The sequence below is a fragment of the Terrimonas ferruginea DSM 30193 genome (assembly GCF_000425585.1).
GTDB lineage: Bacteria > Bacteroidota > Bacteroidia > Chitinophagales > Chitinophagaceae > Terrimonas > Terrimonas ferruginea.
The window spans coordinates 44,355-60,924 of record NZ_AUDS01000023.1 but is presented as its reverse complement, the minus strand read 5'-3'; the positions used below and the strand labels follow the sequence as shown (position 1 = coordinate 60,924).

Annotated in this window: 16 protein-coding genes; 4 read left to right on the top strand and 12 right to left on the bottom strand. The window is 47.1% G+C overall.

Features of this window, described 5'->3' with window-relative positions:
* Positions 1–4: 4 nt before the first annotated feature.
* The 4 genes from H608_RS0109850 to H608_RS23570 all read right to left on the bottom strand — a co-directional run bounded on the left by H608_RS0109850 (position 5) and on the right by H608_RS23570 (position 3,475).
* Positions 5–403, bottom strand: coding sequence for an ExbD/TolR family protein (locus H608_RS0109850; protein ID WP_028787539.1), 399 nt, complete (start codon positions 401–403; stop codon positions 5–7).
* Positions 404–415: 12 nt separating this feature from the next.
* Positions 416–1,114 carry a MotA/TolQ/ExbB proton channel family protein gene (locus H608_RS0109845; RefSeq protein ID WP_028787538.1) on the bottom strand — a complete coding sequence of 233 codons (699 nt, stop codon included), beginning with the start codon at positions 1,112–1,114 and terminating at the stop codon, positions 416–418.
* Positions 1,115–1,337: 223 nt separating this feature from the next.
* Entirely contained in the window at positions 1,338–2,285 is a 948-nt protein-coding gene (locus H608_RS0109840; protein WP_028787537.1) for an SPFH domain-containing protein, read from the bottom strand.
* A 74-nt stretch (positions 2,286–2,359) separates the two neighbouring features.
* The gene (locus H608_RS23570) at positions 2,360–3,475 is read right to left on the bottom strand and encodes an OmpA family protein (protein ID WP_051268188.1); all 1,116 of its coding nucleotides are present in this window, start codon (positions 3,473–3,475) and stop codon (positions 2,360–2,362) included.
* Positions 3,476–3,558: 83 nt separating this feature from the next.
* Between H608_RS23570 and H608_RS0109830 the strand changes: the two genes are divergently transcribed.
* Complete coding sequence (locus tag H608_RS0109830) at positions 3,559–4,557, top strand: LLM class flavin-dependent oxidoreductase (protein ID WP_028787536.1); 999 nt, start codon at positions 3,559–3,561, stop codon at positions 4,555–4,557.
* Here H608_RS0109830 and pepT read toward each other — a convergent pair.
* The 4 genes from pepT to H608_RS0109810 all read right to left on the bottom strand — a co-directional run bounded on the left by pepT (position 4,546) and on the right by H608_RS0109810 (position 8,516).
* Positions 4,546–5,802: a peptidase T gene (gene pepT, locus H608_RS0109825; RefSeq protein ID WP_028787535.1), complete on the bottom strand. Its 1,257-nt coding sequence runs from the start codon at positions 5,800–5,802 to the stop codon at positions 4,546–4,548. The genes H608_RS0109830 and pepT overlap by 12 nt on opposite strands.
* A 125-nt stretch (positions 5,803–5,927) precedes the next feature.
* Entirely contained in the window at positions 5,928–7,121 is a 1,194-nt protein-coding gene (locus H608_RS0109820; protein WP_155990111.1) for a dioxygenase family protein, read from the bottom strand.
* 65 nt (positions 7,122–7,186) lie between these two features.
* The gene (locus tag H608_RS0109815; RefSeq protein WP_051268187.1) at positions 7,187–7,990 is read right to left on the bottom strand and encodes a LytTR family DNA-binding domain-containing protein; all 804 of its coding nucleotides are present in this window, start codon (positions 7,988–7,990) and stop codon (positions 7,187–7,189) included.
* A gap of 76 nt (positions 7,991–8,066) precedes the next feature.
* Positions 8,067–8,516 carry an FKBP-type peptidyl-prolyl cis-trans isomerase gene (locus H608_RS0109810; protein ID WP_028787532.1) on the bottom strand — a complete coding sequence of 150 codons (450 nt, stop codon included), beginning with the start codon at positions 8,514–8,516 and terminating at the stop codon, positions 8,067–8,069.
* Positions 8,517–8,636: 120 nt separating this feature from the next.
* Between H608_RS0109810 and H608_RS0109805 the strand changes: the two genes are divergently transcribed.
* Entirely contained in the window at positions 8,637–9,911 is a 1,275-nt protein-coding gene (locus H608_RS0109805) for an exo-beta-N-acetylmuramidase NamZ family protein (RefSeq protein ID WP_028787531.1), read from the top strand.
* 70 nt (positions 9,912–9,981) lie between these two features.
* On the opposite strand, the gene H608_RS0109800 is transcribed toward H608_RS0109805, so the two are convergent.
* The 3 genes from H608_RS0109800 to H608_RS0109790 form a co-directional block, all read right to left on the bottom strand.
* Positions 9,982–10,395 carry a hypothetical protein gene (locus H608_RS0109800; RefSeq protein ID WP_155990110.1) on the bottom strand — a complete coding sequence of 138 codons (414 nt, stop codon included), beginning with the start codon at positions 10,393–10,395 and terminating at the stop codon, positions 9,982–9,984.
* A gap of 229 nt (positions 10,396–10,624) precedes the next feature.
* Complete coding sequence (locus H608_RS0109795; protein WP_028787529.1) at positions 10,625–11,530, bottom strand: IS982 family transposase; 906 nt, start codon at positions 11,528–11,530, stop codon at positions 10,625–10,627.
* Between the two features lie 184 nt (positions 11,531–11,714).
* Positions 11,715–12,224 (bottom strand): hypothetical protein, encoded by a 510-nt coding sequence (locus H608_RS0109790; RefSeq protein ID WP_028787528.1) that lies wholly within the window; start codon positions 12,222–12,224, stop codon positions 11,715–11,717.
* A 233-nt stretch (positions 12,225–12,457) separates the two neighbouring features.
* On the opposite strand from H608_RS0109790, the gene fmt reads away from it, so the two are divergent.
* The gene (gene fmt / locus H608_RS0109785; RefSeq protein WP_038008051.1) at positions 12,458–13,399 is read left to right on the top strand and encodes a methionyl-tRNA formyltransferase; all 942 of its coding nucleotides are present in this window, start codon (positions 12,458–12,460) and stop codon (positions 13,397–13,399) included.
* A gap of 818 nt (positions 13,400–14,217) precedes the next feature.
* On the opposite strand, the gene H608_RS0109780 is transcribed toward fmt, so the two are convergent.
* Positions 14,218–15,234, bottom strand: a complete 1,017-nt coding sequence (locus tag H608_RS0109780; RefSeq protein ID WP_028787526.1) for a LysM peptidoglycan-binding domain-containing protein — start codon at positions 15,232–15,234, stop codon at positions 14,218–14,220.
* A 127-nt stretch (positions 15,235–15,361) separates the two neighbouring features.
* Between H608_RS0109780 and H608_RS0109775 the strand changes: the two genes are divergently transcribed.
* A complete protein-coding gene (locus H608_RS0109775) occupies positions 15,362–16,558 on the top strand; it encodes a hypothetical protein (RefSeq protein ID WP_028787525.1) in 1,197 nt (398 codons plus the stop codon).
* The last annotated feature ends 12 nt before the right edge of the window (positions 16,559–16,570 follow it).

Here is a 16,570-nt window from a genome sequence, read left to right as displayed (position 1 = left end):
CTGTTTATTTTACGATCGCTACCACATTGGCCGTGTCGCGCTTGGCGATACGCATAATGCGGTACACTTCCCCGTAATAGGCGGCGGTATCGGCATTGATCACCACAGTAGGTGTGTCGATCGTCAGTTTCTGCCGGCGGATTTCTTCGAGGAGGAATGAGTCGATCAGGCTCGGATCTACCTGCTTCTGACCAATGAAGAATTGCTGATCCTTGTTGATGGAAACAACGATGTTCTGTTTCGCTTTGGTGTCTTTCGAACCTTTGGGCACATTCACCTTTACCACATTGGGGTTGGCCATGGTGGTGGTGATGAGGAAGAACATCAGCAGGATAAACAGGATGTCATTGAGCGAGTCCGTGAACACCTCCGATTCTTCCCTATGTTTTTTTCTAAACTTCATAAGAAATATAGTTTATCGGGTGGGTTCCTGGAGCACGTCAAGAAAATCGGAACTGGCCAGTTCCATTTTATTAGCTGTTTTATCGATCTGTGTATTGAGGAAGTTGTAAGCGAGGTAGGCAAGCAGACCGATCACCAGACCAGTGATAGACGTGATCAGCTTGGTATAGATACCCTGGGAGATTACTTCGATCTGTACTTCTTTGGCATCGTGAATATTGGAGAAAAGCTGCATCAGACCAATCAGAGTACCTACGAAACCGAAGATGGGTGCGGCTTTGGAAACTACTGACAATACACCGAGGTTTTTCTCGAGTTTGTACATTTCCAGTTGTCCTACGTTATCCATGCTGCGTTCGATAGCATCAATGGGTTTGCCGATGCGCTGGATACCTTTATCGATGATGCGGGCAACCGGGTTGTTGGTGTTGCGTGCAAAGCTGCGGGCCGCTGCAATATTGCCATTTACGATATGATCCCGGATGATGTTCATGAAGTTCTGATCGATGCGGGAAGCATGTTTGATGGCAATATAACGTTCGATAAAAACGTAAATAGCGAAAAGGAGCATCAGCCCCAGCGGCACCATGATCCAGCCGCCCATGAATACCAGTTCAAAAATACTGATCGCTCCATCTTTGTTTTTGTCCGCGTCCACCGCGTTATTGGCTAACTGCTGAACGGAGTCTATGATCTGTAAGAGGTCAAACATGCGATTTTTCTTTAAGTGCGTAAATGTAACGAACGGCCGGGATTCATTTTTTCAATTGTTATCAACAACTGTCAATAAAGTCCTGGGTAGGAACGGAAAAAAGGCCGTTCCGTTGTACGGCGCGGCCTTTTTTAACAAGTTTTTTGTGGTTGTGACGTCAATGGTGAATGGTGAATGGTCAATGGCTTTCACCTTTTACCTTCCGCCTTCCATCTTATACCTTCTATTTCACGTCACTCGTACCGGCATGCTTCACCATCAGCGCCTGGATCTGTTTCATGGTATTTTCCATGCCATCGGCACTGCCATCGAGGAAGATCACGTTGCCTTTGCCATACTCGGCGAAGTTTTTGATCGCTTCCGTCCACATACTGAAAAGGATCACGTTGGTATCGAGATTGGCCTGTTTCATTTGTTCGGCTGCTTCGCTCATACCGGCTGCTACTTCCTTGCGGAACAGGGCCACACCCTGACCACGCAGACGGGCCGCTTCTTTTTCCGCTTCCGCAGATATTTTGATTGAATTACCGTCGGCTTCAGCCTGTTTGGTTTTGGTGATCAGTAAGGCCTGGCCTTCGTTTTCAGCGGCGGCTTTCAGGTTGTTACTGGCTACCACTTTACTCATCGAATCCAGGATCAGTTTGTCAAAAGTAATATCATTGATTTGCAGATCCTGCAGGTGGTACCCCCAGTCTTCGAGTGTCTGGTCCACTTCTATTTTTACATACTGAACGATCTCGCGGCGAAGCCCCAGCACTTCCGCCTGCTTCTTGGTAGCCACGAAAGAACGCACGTTACCTTCAATGGTTTTGATCAGCGCCTGCATCAGATCGCGGTCGGACACGAATTTAAAAGCCACTTTCTTGATCGTGTCTTCATCCGCATTCTGCACGGAATACAACAACATCGCTTTGAAATAAACATTTGCCTGATCCTGCGTCACGCCCTGGAATTCGAGTTCCACGGAACGGTTCTGGATCGATACACGTTTCGCTACTATTTCCAGAATGGGAATTTTGAAGTTAAGTCCGGGACGAACGATGCGACGATAACGGCCGAACATCGTGATGACACCGATGTATCCCTGGTTCACCGTAAAAAGACCGCTGAAAACGATCAGGACAAGGACAATAACGAACCAGTAAGAGGTCAGAAAATTAACAATATCCATATAGCATTGGTTTAAGTGCGCTAAAGATACGCATTGCAAAGTTGCCGGCCTATCTGTATATGTAAGCGGGGAAGTTATTCGCGCAAATAGAGATAAATTTCTACTCTCCTGTTCTTCTGACGGCCTTCCGGTGTGGCATTATCGGCAACAGGTTGTGTATCGGCAAATCCATAGGTGAAAAAAGGACCTGCATTTTTCATCCTGCTTTTCAGGTAGTTTGCTGCAGCATTGGCGCGATCCAGCGACAAGCGCCGGTTCACTTCGGCAGTACCCGTGTTATCGGTATGGCCATACACCACTACTGAATCGACCTCTTTTCCCTCTGCCGAAGCCGCCAGCTGATCAAGCAGGGGAAAACTCTGCGATTGTAAATCAGCCTTGCCCGTAGCGAAAAGAATATCGGGTAATAACAGTGTGTCAACGCGCACAAAGGCCGTGCTCACCAACGTGGGTGGCGGTGGCGGACGGCGTTTGCCTTCTTTGATCTTTTTTTCAAGCAGGTGATGACGCTCATCTTCATCATAAATTTCTTCCCTTGCCTGCTGCCAGCCGCGACATAACTGCTCGGCCGGGTCCAATGGCACTAAGGAAATGTCATCGAAATAAATCAGGTAGCGATCTTCCAGGGGATGCGTTCTGTCGCCGTTATAATCTTCCTGCGCATAATAAGCAAAGGAAAAATAGACCTCGGTCCCATTGGCCGTATAATCCAGTTGGAAGGGATACCATTGCTCGCTGTAATAATTCTTCTCAGCCACAACGGCAGCCAGCAGCCCCGAGGGCTGAAAAGTTTGCTGTGGTTTCTTGTCAAAAAGCGGATCAGTAGCAGAAAAGCGAAACCCTACATTGTCCAGGATGGGATGTGGAGAACCCGCCCAGAAACTCAGCCGGTACTTGCTGCCGGCTCGAAGCCCGCAGAGCAAACGGGTGCGGAGAAAAGTACGTTCACCTTGTTTGCCAAACTTCCCGGCCTGAATTGCCATACAATTAACGCCGGTCCTGGCAATTTTTGCTTCCTTAAAATAATTAGCCATGGTATTACCGCTGCTGATCCATGCCTCCGGCGCACAGGGCGCCCGGAATTCAGGACATACATTGATGTCTTCAAAGCCGCCGTTCAGCAACAGGCTCTGCGCACGGGCCCAAACGGAACAAAATAAAAAAACAGCCAGTTGGATAAGGAAACGCATAAACTTCAAACGATGAAGAAAGGAAGATAGTATATCCTTTCCGCGTCTGCCAACTTTTTGCGGATTGTCTTGTTTTTATTGGCATGAACCTACAGTTGAGTGTATTGGACCAGACCCCGATCCGCAAAGGATCCGGCGCTACGGAAGCCCTGGCGGAAAGCATTGCCCTGGCCAGATTGACCGATGAATTGGGTTTTACCCGTTATTGGGTGTCGGAACATCACAATACCACTACGTTGGCCGGAGCCGCCCCGGAAGTGCTGCTGGCGCGGCTGGGTGCCGAAACGAAACGTATCCGCCTGGGTTCGGGCGGCATCATGCTACCCAATCACAGTTCGCTCAAGGTGGCAGAAAATTTCCGGTTGCTGGAGGCGCTTTATCCCGGGCGCATCGATCTGGGGATTGGCCGCGCGCCGGGTGGCGACCGCGCCTCCTCTCAACGCCTTAATCCCTCCAACAGCTTCGACCCGCAGGAATATCTTACCCAGATCAATGAGGTGCAGGACTATTTCACCGAAACGCCCTCTCCTTCCAACCTGCAGGGCAAAATCATGGCTATTCCGTCTATTCCACATTCACCGGCCATCTGGGCACTCACCTCAAGTGGTGAAAGCGCTTATATCGCCGCACATTTTGGCATTGGCCTCTCCTATGCACAATTCATCAATCCTTATGGCGGTGCTGAAGCCATCCGCAATTACCGCGAACGTTTCCTGCCATCCGAAACACTGACAGCTCCTGCAGCCAACGCAGGCATTTTTGTTTTTACATCCGAATCTGAAGAGAAAGTTGCACGGGCACGCGCTTTGTTCAACTACCGTTTGCTGAGTTTTGAAAAAGGAAACTTTAACCAGTTGTATGATTACGATGACATCCGCGATTATCAATATACACCGGGTGAAGAACAACGGCTGATCTACCACGCAGCGCGTTATATCATCGGTATACCGGATGAAGTAAAAACGCAGTTAACGCAACTCGCGCAGAACCTCGATGTAGAAGAGATCATCGCTGCCACTTTTGCGGAGAGCACGGAAGACCGGCTGGAGTCTTACAGAATTCTTGCTTCGTTATTTTTCTGAACCCTGTTCTTCCCACACCTGCACTAATTGCGACAGCACATCCACGGCTTTCTGCATGTCCTGGATGCTGACGTATTCGTGCTTGCCGTGGAAAGCCATTTCCCCCGTAAAGATATCCGGACAAGGCAGGCCCATGAATGAAAGACGGCTGCCATCGGTGCCACCGCGTGCGCTTTCCTTGTGAAAGCTCACGTTCGCGCGTTTCATCGCTTCTTCCACATTCTGTCCGATCAACGGATGCTGATCCACTACTTCTTTCATGTTGCGGTATTGTTCCGTAACGATGAATTCATAGCTTGAACCGGGATAACGGCCTACAGCTTGTTTGGCAAATTCTTCGAGACGGGCCTCGTGTTTTTTCAACCGGTCTGTTTCAAAATCGCGGATGATGAATTGCACCGAAGCTTTCTCCGCAATGCCATCGAAATGCACGGGATGCACGAAACCTTCACGGGCTTCCGTGGTTTCAGGGGAAAAATGATCGCGGGGTAACAGATCGAGAAAGGTGCCTGCTACTTTCAACGCATTTACAAGTTTATCTTTTGCATAACCCGGATGCGCACTTACGCCATGAAACGTTACCGTTACACCATCGGCGCTGAATGTTTCATCGGTATAAGCACCTCTGGGGCCACCGTCAAGTGTATAACCGAAATCGGCGCCCAGTTTTTTCATATCCACTTTATTGACACCGCGGCCGATCTCTTCATCAGGCGTGAAGAGAATGCGGATTGTCCCGTGTTTGACCTCCGGATGTGTGGTAAGGTAATTCGCCAGGTCCATGATGATGGCCACGCCGGCTTTGTTATCCGCACCGAGCAATGTTTTGCCCGAAGCGGTAATGATATCTTCACCGACCTTATCGCGGAGATAGGGATGTTCTTTGACGGAAATGATCTGCGTGGGATCATCTGGCAGTACAATATCACGGCCATCGAATGCCTTGTGCACAATCGGTTTTACATCTTTTCCGGTGCAGTCGGGAGCGGTATCCACGTGACTGCAGAAGCACAAGACGGGAACGTTGCGGTCGCTGTTGGAAGGAATGGTTGCGTATACGTATCCGAACTCATCCAGTTCCGCATCGGCGATACCGATGGCCTTCAATTCTTCCACCAGCACACGGCTGAGGTCTTTTTGTTTTTCGGTAGAAGGCTGCGAATCGGAAAGAGGGTCACTTTGTGTATCGATCTGAACGTAGCGTATAAAACGTTCCGCTACGGAATATTGATAAGTGTCTGCCATAAATTAGAGTGATTAGGGGCGTCAAATGTACAGAAATGAAAATGGTTTGCAACAGTTAAAGTACAAACCACGGGTGTGGATAATCACATCGGCATCGGGAATGGCAGGGCGCAACCGGGTGGATATCAATGATGCGCAGGCTCGGGAAGATCGAAATACCGCCCCTGTGTTTTATCCAGCGCGCCGGAAATCAGCCTGAAATTTCCCGCGGTTGGTTGCAGGTTGATGTATTTGTCAACAATACTCCTGTGTTTGTAAATGATAAAGGTGTTGCGCGCTTCGGGATTGATCCTGTTCTTATACGCCTCTGTTGGCCGGTCGGAAAATGACGGCACAAATGTCAATGCTGTATAGCGGATCGTTAATTCTTTTCCCAACTTTTCCAGCAACTGCTGCCTGTTCGACTGGTTGTAATTCTTATCATCGCCATATACGAAATACACTTTCAGGTAGCGGTTCCGTTTTTCGCTTTCTTTTTCCAGGAATTGCAACCAGGTTTTTACTTCAGTCCAGTCTGTATTATTTCCGGTAAAATAAATAATGCCGTGGTAACGTCCGTATTTGCAAACAGGACAGGTTTGCGTCCCTTTATCGGGTCCGAAGGCATGGAAAGGTATAAAAGAGGGCTGGTCTTCCCCGATATTAAGTCCTGATACAATGCCTGTGACTGGTTTGCCCGGATAACCGGGAATATTCAATCCCAGCACAATGTCGTGTTCGGCGACCTGGATACTGTCTTTCAACAACACCCTTACGATCCCACTGCCACCGCGATTTTCCTGTGGCCTTTTTTTGAGCGTCGGGATCAGCAGTTTATCGTCATCAAAAACAATTTCATCAGTATAATATTCATTGGCAATATCCGGCTCTTTAACAGATAAATGGATATGGGCGGGCTCGTCCTGGTTGGGATAAGGCGCCGGGCGAATGGTATTAATCGTGTAATTGCCGCTTCCATCTGTTTTTACCCAGCCGCGGATATGGCCGTGCCGCTTTGTTTTCTCTTCCATGCCTGGTTTGGGTGAATAGTAACCGTTGTTGTCTGTTTGCCAATAATAAATGATAATGCCTGGCGCAGGCGTTTTGCCATCCGGCTGAAAAACGGTTCCCGACACAATCAGTTTTTGTCCGGCTTCATACCAGCCCGCGCTGGTGTCGGTGGAAGAAATGTCAGCGGGCATTCCAGCATACATCAATTCACAGCCATCGCAGCCGCCACCAACTATCTGTTGCGGTTGTTTTTGGGAAGACCCGGTATGGCAACTGAAAAATAAAAAACACAGCGCAAGCAGGCTGCAGCAATCGATTCTCTTCATCATAAAATCTTTTCTGCAAAACTGGCGTTGCAAACGGTTGACAGCAAATGGTATACGGCAAGCTGAGTTTATTCTGCGGTAAGCTGAGGGCCTTTGGAGAATAACGCCTGGAAGTCTTTGGCGTAATTGCGGCTCACTCTTACAAGGGTGCCGTCGGAAAGGGTGGCATCGTAGTCTCCATTCTGGCGCGACTGCACGGAAACGACCTGACAGATGTTGACGATAGAAGACTTATGAATGCGGACAAACTGCCGGGCATCCAACTGGTCTTCGAGCGATTTCAGGGTGCCGGTGTGAAGATATTTTTTAGTGCGGTGGTGAATATTGACATAAGGCGGGTTGGCCGAGAAGCAAAGCACTTCTTCCAGGGAAATGACTTGTTTGCGGTTGCCGCTGTCGGTAACAATAAGTGAACGAAGGAAAGATGGTGCCGGACTATTTTTTTTATGACGGAAAAGAAAGGCGGCCAGCCAGCCACCGTAGATAATTACTGATTGGATAAAATAAGCGGACAAAGCGAAACTAAACGTTTGCCAATAAGCATAAGTGTGTTCATAAAACAACCCGGACAACATCCCTATCACAGCCGGATAAGCGATGAAATGCAGCAGCAATACCGAAACGGTTAAAAGAATTTTTGCACCAGTCGTTTTTGTTTTTTTCACCAAAACACAGAGCGAGAGCAATGCGGGCAGCAGCAATAACCAGTAGGAACTGAACAACACTGATTCGGAAAGGTAGAAAGCGCTTTGGCGAAACCAGGTAAATAAAAAATCTAAACAGACGTTGATGAGCAGCAGCAGGACTACGCCAACAGCGAGAACATAACGCTGTTTATATTGTGTGAACTGATATACTGAAAGCGTTGTCATAAAAAACAAAATGGCCAGGCAACTTTTTGGTATGCCCGGCCATGCTATTTTTCTTTTTATAAAGATTAAAAAGAGATCAGGGCATAATGATCAGTGGGCTTCCGCCGGCGATCTCCACCAGTTCGAGGTCAAAGATGAGATCTTTACCTGCGAGTGGATGGTTGGCATCGAGGATCACGGATTCTTCACGGATCTCCTGCACTACCACCTGGAATTGCTGACCTGTCTGGTCGCTCATAACAAGGGGCATACCTACTTCGATCTGTACTTCAGGAGGAAAACGGTCTTTCGGCATTTCTACTACCATATCGGGATTCTGCGGGCCGTAAGCTTCCGCAAACGGAATGTGGATCGTCTTTTTTTCGCCAACCTGCATACCGGTGACGCCTTCATCGAAGCCTTTTATCACCATCCCACTTCCCACTTCGAATTCCAGCGGTTCACGACCTTCCGACTTATCAAAGGTTTCACCGTTTTCCAGGCGGCCATGATAGTGAACCTTTACTTTATCACCCTTCTTTACCATAAATAAATGATTTGTTTTAGGGCTGAAAGGTAGGGCAAAATCGCGGGCGGGGCGACAAAATATTTATGAAGCCGTTAATAAGTTTTTTCGCAATTTTGACTGTAAGTAAATACAGAACACATGAAATTAGTACTCAGCATTTTGGCGTGTTGTATCAGCCTGTTAAACGTTTCTGGAAAATCTGTTACACCGCCTGATTCGACCCTTTCGGCGGCCATCAAACCGGGCGCAGAACGTATCGAGGCTTATCTGCCGTTGATCAGGGGAAAACGCCTGGGCATTTTCGCCAACCAGACTACTACGGTGGGCAATGTGCACCTGGTGGATACGCTGCGCAAATTAGGTCTCGATATCCGCGTGATCTTCGGGCCGGAGCATGGTTTCCGCGGCACCGCCGATGCGGGGGAAAAAGTGGGCAATTACACGGATGAAGAAACCGGCATCCGCGTGGTATCGCTGTATGGCAGCAAACGCAGCCCCTCTGCCGACGACATGAAAGATGTCGATATACTTATTTTCGATATCCAGGATGTGGGCGTACGCTTTTATACCTACATCTCTTCGCTGGAAGAATTCATGAACGCCGCATTTGAAGCAGGCAAGCCATTGTTGCTGCTCGACCGCCCCAATCCAAACGGGCACTATGTCGACGGACCCGTGCTCGACCGCAAATACAAATCATTCGTAGGCATGCAGCCTGTACCGGTTGTGTATGGTATGACCATCGCGGAATATGCCCTGATGATTGCCGGAGAAAAATGGCTGAGTGAAAAAGCAAATGCTCGTTATGCCTATTATCAAACCGCAAAGAACAGCGTTGACACGCCTTTTCATTTCCAGATCATCAAATGCGCTAACTATACACATAAAAGCCGTTATGAACTGCCGGTAAAACCCTCTCCCAATCTTCCCAACCTGCAGTCCGTCTATTTGTATCCGTCCACTTGTTTTTTTGAAGGCACTACGTTGAGCGAAGGCCGCGGCACTTCCAAACCGTTCCAGGTATTCGGCGATCCTTCATTGCCTAAAAACCTGTATGCGTTCACACCGAACCCTAATGAGGGGGCAAAGAAATCGAAGCACTACGGGAAAGTCTGTTATGGCTGGGATCTCAGCGGTTCGATCGATGCAGTTGCCAAAAAAGTGAATGACCAGTTACAGGTCAAATGGATCATCGAAGCTTATAAATTATTTCCTGATAAAGACAAGTTTTTCATTCTGCCCAAATCCGGCAAAATGGAAGAATCATTTTTCAACAAACTCGCCGGCAACAACGAACTCTGGCAACAGATCCGCGACAATGTTCCCGAAAGCGAAATCCGTAAGAGCTGGGAACCGAAGTTGAAGGAGTTTAAGAGTATCAGGAAGAAGTATTTGCTGTATGCTGATTTTTGAGGATACAACAGCCGTAATAAGTTATAAGTAGTAACCCGTTGGCGGAATTAATTAATCAAAAGTAGCCTTCTCATTCCTCTTTTATAAAAAACATTTCTGTTTTCAACTTCCAAGATATCGTCAGATAAAATGGTTCTTTTTCATAAAACACCAAGCTGGCATCGCATTCTGCGGATTCCGCATCCAGGCATTTGAATTTGTACGTGACTATTTTTTCCTTTTCAATCGTTTCTGGCATCGACAATACATCGTACGCTGAAACGATGCCATTGCGATATATTTTAATGATTTTATTGGGAGCGTCAATTACAATGATGTGGTCGATAAATGAATCGCTTTTCTGCAATTCACTTGATTCTGATGCTTTACTTAGGACCCGGTAAATGTTTGACTTTAGTTTGATGGGTGTCCAATCCTGAGATAATGCCCTTTCGGGCAGCAAGAAAAATAGGAATGTCAAGAAAGATAAGAACAGAGACTTCATAAGTGGAAGTTTAATGCCTAAGTCCCTCCGGCAAGAGTAAAAAAATAGCGTGGGACTTAAAGCTATTGTTCTGAGGTACTGGCATACCCTTACACCAATAGACAATAAGCCCACGCTGTGCGTGAGCGTACTGCTTCTTTCTTGGTGTAATGAAAAATTTGCCAGTTTTCAGAACAAGAAATAGCTAACGCCAATAATATTTAGGGATCAAAAGTAGCTAAACAGCCCGCTATTTCAAAGCATATTTTATCCTACCAACTGGCTGATTTTTAATGAATTTATTGAGGTATTGCAAGCAGGTCATTGCCGATACTTTCGACAAAACCCTTGTTCGGAATCCCGAAAACGATTTTGCGTAGTTCCGCTGGATCATAAACTGGTCACATAATTGAGAGAATACAGTCTCGATTCGTTTCCGGATCTTCTTTAGAACATAAAGCATCGGCTTCTTTTCCACCTGGTTATTTCTATTGGCTGTTTCCAGGCAGATACCCTTCTCAACAAATAGTTGCCCCTTTACGGTCTTGTTCAAATAACCCTTATCCCCGATGATCAGGCAATTTTTGAAGTGGTTGCGAACGTCCTTCAGATAATGAATATCGTGAACTGATGCTTTACCGATATCAAGTGTTTCAATCACTCCATTGGGAGAGCAGGTACAATGCAGTTTGTAGCCATAGAACCATTTATTCTGCGAAGCACAATATCCTTTATCGGGTGAGGTGTACTCATGTTCTTTGCCCATTTTATTGCGATCTTTCCGGGACATTTTACAGATCTCCACCGGCATAGAATCAATGGCAAATACCTCCGTGGCCGCGTTCAGAATGCTTGATAGGCACTTTCTGATCTTCTCTTGCCAGTGAAAGAGGCTTTTCCGCCTGTCATTAAACTGCCGGCGACTGATCATGTTGGGGAAGTCATCCTGGTAAGTTGTCTCAATCTTTGAGAACAGGTAGGATTCACTATCGATCCCCATGCACTCAGCGGTCAAACTCAATGCTACTACCTCCATATCTGAAAATTTAGGTACCGGGCCAGGGCGCCGCAGACTTCCACAAGCTGGCAACTCGCAGCCCAACACATCTTTCAGGATGGCCAGTATTTTATCAAAATTGGTTTTGATGCAGTGCATTGAAAATCTCGTCAGGGCATGACAAAATTTTCTTACCTTTATGGTAAGAAAACAGTGGACTACGCCGGAATCGAACCGGGGGATTATAGCTTGATAAGGGCGGAATCCCGCCATCGTTATCGGAGCCCATTGTAACTATCTTAAAAGCCTTCCGGTCGGTCAAAACTTGGGAGGCTTTTAGTTTTTAGAACTTTACGTTCACATGTCTTAGTTTATGAACATTTTTCTGATACTTCTTCTTTAGAATCGTTAATTGTCCGTTTTTATCCTCATCAAACATCTCTGGCAATCCGTAAAAAAACACATCCATGTGCTCGGGTGTGATTCTTCCGACTTTATTTTCTTTGAAAAGGGTGCTTAATACTGCACCGAAAGCGCTGTTTTGCCCTTGGGTGAGTTTGTATTTGTGCTTATACTCCACGCACCTAACGAGGCCCTCCTTACTTTTGAGAAAATAGTAGGGGTTCTCTGAATCAATTGTCAAACACCAGTTAATCGACTCACGATATCGTAAATCAATTTCAGGCCTCTTCTTTTTAAGAATGGATAATTCCCCTTCCAACTCAATGAGTTCATTCTTCTTCTGATGTAGGAGTAGTTCTTTATCCGCGATCTCTTTCGCCACAGGGTCATTTTTCAGATGATCGCTAACTTGTTTCTGCATTTCAGGAGAGATGGAGATATTGCCACTCATGTTATAGTTGCTTATTTTTTACAAATGTAGCAACATTAGCATTCGCTGGCAATTTTATTTTCTTTTACCGGCCCAATAAAAAAGCGGCTTAAAAGCCGCTATATTTGAATGAATTAATTCCGCCAACGGGTAAGTAGTAAGTAGCCATTGCCTATTCACTATTCACTATTGACTATTCACCATTCACTCCCGAGACTTCGGGATTGACTTTTTACTTTTTACTTTTGAATTATATGAAGGATTTCCGTTCTCTCCGTATTGTTTTCATGGGTACACCTGAATTTGCCGTTGCTTCGCTGGATGCATTGGTGCAGGCGGGATGTCATATTGTAGCCGTCATCACCGCTCCGGACAAACCCGCGGGCCGTGGGATGAAAATGCAGGGCAGTGCGGTAAAACAATATGCCGTAGAAAAAGAGATTCCTGTTCTCCAACCGGAACGGCTGAAGAATCCGGTGTTCCTCGAAGAATTGCGTAAACTCGATGCCGATTTACAGATCGTGGTTGCTTTCCGCATGTTGCCTGAATTGGTATGGAACATGCCGCCGCTGGGCACCGTCAATCTGCACGGTTCACTGCTGCCTCAATATCGTGGAGCGGCTCCGATCAACTGGGCCGTAATCAACGGTGAAACCGTTACAGGTGTCACCACTTTCCGTTTGCAACACGAGATCGACACCGGAGATATTTTATTGCAGGACAGCTTTCCAATCGGGGAAAATGAAACGGCCGGCGAAGTGCATGATCGCATGAAAGAGAACGGTGCACAATTGCTGGTAAAAACCGTAAAAGGATTAGCAGATGGAACTCTCACCGAACAACCGCAACAGGCGGACGAAGGAAGCACCTTACATCATGCACCAAAACTCTTTACAGATACGGCCCGGATCGATTTTAATCAACCCACTGCAATAGTACATAATCTTATCCGCGGTCTCTCTCCCTTTCCCGGAGCTTTCACTTCGCTCGATGATAAAACGCTGAAAATTTTCCGCAGTGAAAAGCAATTGCAAACACCTTCCCACGCACCGGGCGCTTACGATACGGATAGTAAAACATATTTACGTTTTGCCTGTAATGATGGTTATGTGCTGGTGAAAGAATTACAACTTGAAGGGAAAAAGAGAATAGGGATAGATGAGTTCCTGCGGGGCTATCGTTTTGTGAATCGTTAATCGTCAATCGTGAATCGTGAATTGTCAATCGTATCCTGAGGTTCTGGCAGTCACGAATTTAAACGCCTCAGTAAAGTTAGCATCGTCCTGAACAGCCCTTGGTTCGTGTATACACGAACCAAGGAGTCAACTTCATAAGACAACACCTCCCACACCCCGCGCTTGGTAACCTGCCGCCGTTGTTGGTGTTCACACGAACCAAGGGGTCAACTTCATAAGACAACACCTCCCACACTCCACGCTTAGTAACCTCCCGCCGTTGTTGGTGTTCACACGAACAACACTCAATAGCCTTGGTTCGTGTATACACGAACCAAGGAGTCAACTTCATAAGACAACACCTCCCACACCCCGCGCTTGGTAACCTGCCGCCGTTGTTGGTGTTCAAACCAACAACACCCAATAATCCTGGCTCGTGTATACACGAACCAGGGAGTCAACTTCATAAGACAACACCTCCCACACTCCACGCTTAGTAACCTGCCGCCGTTGTTGGTGTTCACACGAACAACACTCAATAGCCTTGGTTCGTGTGTACACGAACCAAGGTGTCAACTTCATAAGGCAACACCTCCCACAATCCACGCTTGGTAACCTGCCGCCGTTGTTGGTGTTCACACCAACAACACCCAATAACCCTGGTTCGTGTGTACACGAACCAGGGAAGCACGGCGTCGCTCCGGCTCGCGACGGAATGCCGCAGCTTAATAATTTACCTCCGAATTTAAGACGCAAGTCTCATCCTAAACAGCGATGGCTCGTGTATACACGAACCATCGCTGTTACTTAAAACTAATTACTTATTACGGCTGTTTTACCTAGTACGCAATGTTGACAATAAACTTATCACTCTCCCCAACACCAAGAGCAGATGCCGCCGCATTACTGATACGGATATTCATCCCCTGGTTCTGACGGATCGAACTCATTTCACCCAGTACTTTTGCATATACAGCTTTGTTGTTGTCCGGGTTCGTGATACGGATGATCGTACCCGTTGGCACGCCGTCAACAAGAAGATAATATTTGGCATCCTGCCAGCCGCTGGATGTTTTGAATATACCGGCTGTTACCGTTTCATTTTTAGAGATGGGTGTTGAACGCGTCTGCTGGGCAAAAGCTGTTTTGAAATAGCCATCCTCCGATGCCGGTGTTGCCGCAGGAGCAGGTGCTGTCTTCGGCTGTTCGCGGCGTGGCTCCTCTTTTTTAGGTTCTTCCTTCACTACTACCGGTGTTTCTTTGGGTTCTTCTTTCTTCGGTTCTTCTTTCGGCAGCGGCTTCTCCTCTACCACAAATGGCTTTTCGGCAGGGGCAGGTTTTGTTTCCTGAACAGGCGTAACCGGTTGTTTGGGTTCGCTTGTTGCAACAGGAGCAGGCGCCGGCGCAGCATCCGCCATATTGGCCACATAGCCGATAATGAGTTTTTTACCTGCCGGCACTACATCCGAACTGAGTTTATTCCAGTCGCGCAGGCGGGCAAGCGTTACTTTATTGGCAAGGTTGCTCACTTTCATGAGCCCCTCTTTTTCACCTACGATATAATATACAGGCGTACCCTGTGATGATTGCTGGTTAAAGTTTTCGTTGGTCAGCGGAATCTTAATCACCTGGCCAAGATTGAGCCCCTGGTTGATATCTATTTTATTAAACGAAGCGATCGTCCGGGGATGCAGATGATAGATACGCGCTATCGCATACAGACCTTCTTTCGGAGCTACCTTATGGTTCACATACAACCCTTCACTGCTGCTTTTGGCAATGAAGTCACCTTGCGCCATCACAAACTGACTCAGCAATAAGGTCATAACAATAAACACGACATATTTTCTGTTCATATTGACAACGTTTGGGCTACAAAGATGTGGTTTTTTTTTTATTGCAGCCTTGGGTAATTCACGCTGCGTCCGGCGTTGTTTGGGGAAGCAATTTTCCCTTCGTATCTTGATACTTCAAGTTGAACGTATGACCCCATCTATCCGCGAGCAATACAACCAGGCTTTTACCCCTGAACGTTACGAGGCTTTTCTTCATGATCTGCAAAATATTCATCCGGGCGCCATCGAATTCCGGGTGGCGGAAACACCGGTCTTTGTTCCGCGCGATTTCAGGGATAAATTACTGGCGGCCTGCGAAAGCATCGTGGATACGATCGTAAGCCCCGGCTTCAAAGAGATGACCGAAAAAGCCATCCCCGATCATTTGCGCGTTCCCAACGAAGATGAGCATACCGATTTTATTGCATTCGACTTCGGTATATGCGAGGACGGGAACGGCGGATATGAACCGCAATTGATCGAGATGCAGGGATTCCCTTCGCTTTTTGCCTATGAAATATTACTGGACGATGTCGTTCACCGTCATTTTGATATGCCCGAAGGTTATAGTTCTTACCTGCCTCCCTACGACAAATCTTCTTATATACAATTGTTGAAGGATACCATCCTGGGTAATCATTCACCGGAGCATGTGATCCTGCTGGAGCTTTTCCCGCATCAGCAAAAAACACGGATAGATTTCTATTGCACCAAAGATTATCTTGGCATCGAACCCGTATGTCTTACCGAATTGATTAAGGAAGGAAAGGAGTTATTTTACCTGCGCGACGGCGTTAAAACACAGGTACATCGCATTTATAACCGCATCATTTTTGACGATCTTGCACAACAATCCGAAGAGGTACAGGAAAAAGGCAAACTTCTGTTCGAGCCACTGGATGTGGAATGGGCTCCGCATCCTTCCTGGTTTTACCGCATCAGCAAATACACGCTGCCGTTTATCAAACACGCTTATGTACCGCCGACTTATTTTCTCGATCAATTGACCGAATGGCCGTCCGATCTGGAAAATTATGTATTGAAACCTTTGTTCTCCTTTGCCGGCCAGGGTGTGGTAATCGATGTTACACCTGCCGATCTCGAAGCCGTAAAGGACCCTGCTAACTGGATCCTTCAGAAAAAGGTTAAGTATGCCGATGTTGTCATCACACCCGACGAGCCTGCCAAAGCCGAGATCCGCTTGTTTTATTTTTGGAAAAAAGGAGCAGATCGGCCTGTTGCGGCCAACAACCTCGCAAGGTTGAGCAAAGGCAAGATGATCGGTGTGCGTTACAACAAAGACAAGGAATGGGTGGGCGGAACTTTGTGTTTGTTTGAATCGTGAATGGTGAATGGT

Coding starts and splice junctions, on each gene's coding strand:
- H608_RS0109850 (WP_028787539.1), bottom strand. CDS start 403: ATGAAGTTTAGAAAAAAACATAGGGAAGAATCGGAGGTGTTCACGGAC.
- H608_RS0109845 (WP_028787538.1), bottom strand. CDS start 1,114: ATGTTTGACCTCTTACAGATCATAGACTCCGTTCAGCAGTTAGCCAAT.
- H608_RS0109840 (WP_028787537.1), bottom strand. CDS start 2,285: ATGGATATTGTTAATTTTCTGACCTCTTACTGGTTCGTTATTGTCCTT.
- H608_RS23570 (WP_051268188.1), bottom strand. CDS start 3,475: ATGCGTTTCCTTATCCAACTGGCTGTTTTTTTATTTTGTTCCGTTTGG.
- H608_RS0109830 (WP_028787536.1), top strand. CDS start 3,559: ATGAACCTACAGTTGAGTGTATTGGACCAGACCCCGATCCGCAAAGGA.
- pepT (WP_028787535.1), bottom strand. CDS start 5,802: ATGGCAGACACTTATCAATATTCCGTAGCGGAACGTTTTATACGCTAC.
- H608_RS0109820 (WP_155990111.1), bottom strand. CDS start 7,121: ATGATGAAGAGAATCGATTGCTGCAGCCTGCTTGCGCTGTGTTTTTTA.
- H608_RS0109815 (WP_051268187.1), bottom strand. CDS start 7,990: ATGACAACGCTTTCAGTATATCAGTTCACACAATATAAACAGCGTTAT.
- H608_RS0109810 (WP_028787532.1), bottom strand. CDS start 8,516: ATGGTAAAGAAGGGTGATAAAGTAAAGGTTCACTATCATGGCCGCCTG.
- H608_RS0109805 (WP_028787531.1), top strand. CDS start 8,637: ATGAAATTAGTACTCAGCATTTTGGCGTGTTGTATCAGCCTGTTAAAC.
- H608_RS0109800 (WP_155990110.1), bottom strand. CDS start 10,395: ATGAAGTCTCTGTTCTTATCTTTCTTGACATTCCTATTTTTCTTGCTG.
- H608_RS0109795 (WP_028787529.1), bottom strand. CDS start 11,530: ATGCACTGCATCAAAACCAATTTTGATAAAATACTGGCCATCCTGAAA.
- H608_RS0109790 (WP_028787528.1), bottom strand. CDS start 12,224: ATGAGTGGCAATATCTCCATCTCTCCTGAAATGCAGAAACAAGTTAGC.
- fmt (WP_038008051.1), top strand. CDS start 12,458: ATGAAGGATTTCCGTTCTCTCCGTATTGTTTTCATGGGTACACCTGAA.
- H608_RS0109780 (WP_028787526.1), bottom strand. CDS start 15,234: ATGAACAGAAAATATGTCGTGTTTATTGTTATGACCTTATTGCTGAGT.
- H608_RS0109775 (WP_028787525.1), top strand. CDS start 15,362: ATGACCCCATCTATCCGCGAGCAATACAACCAGGCTTTTACCCCTGAA.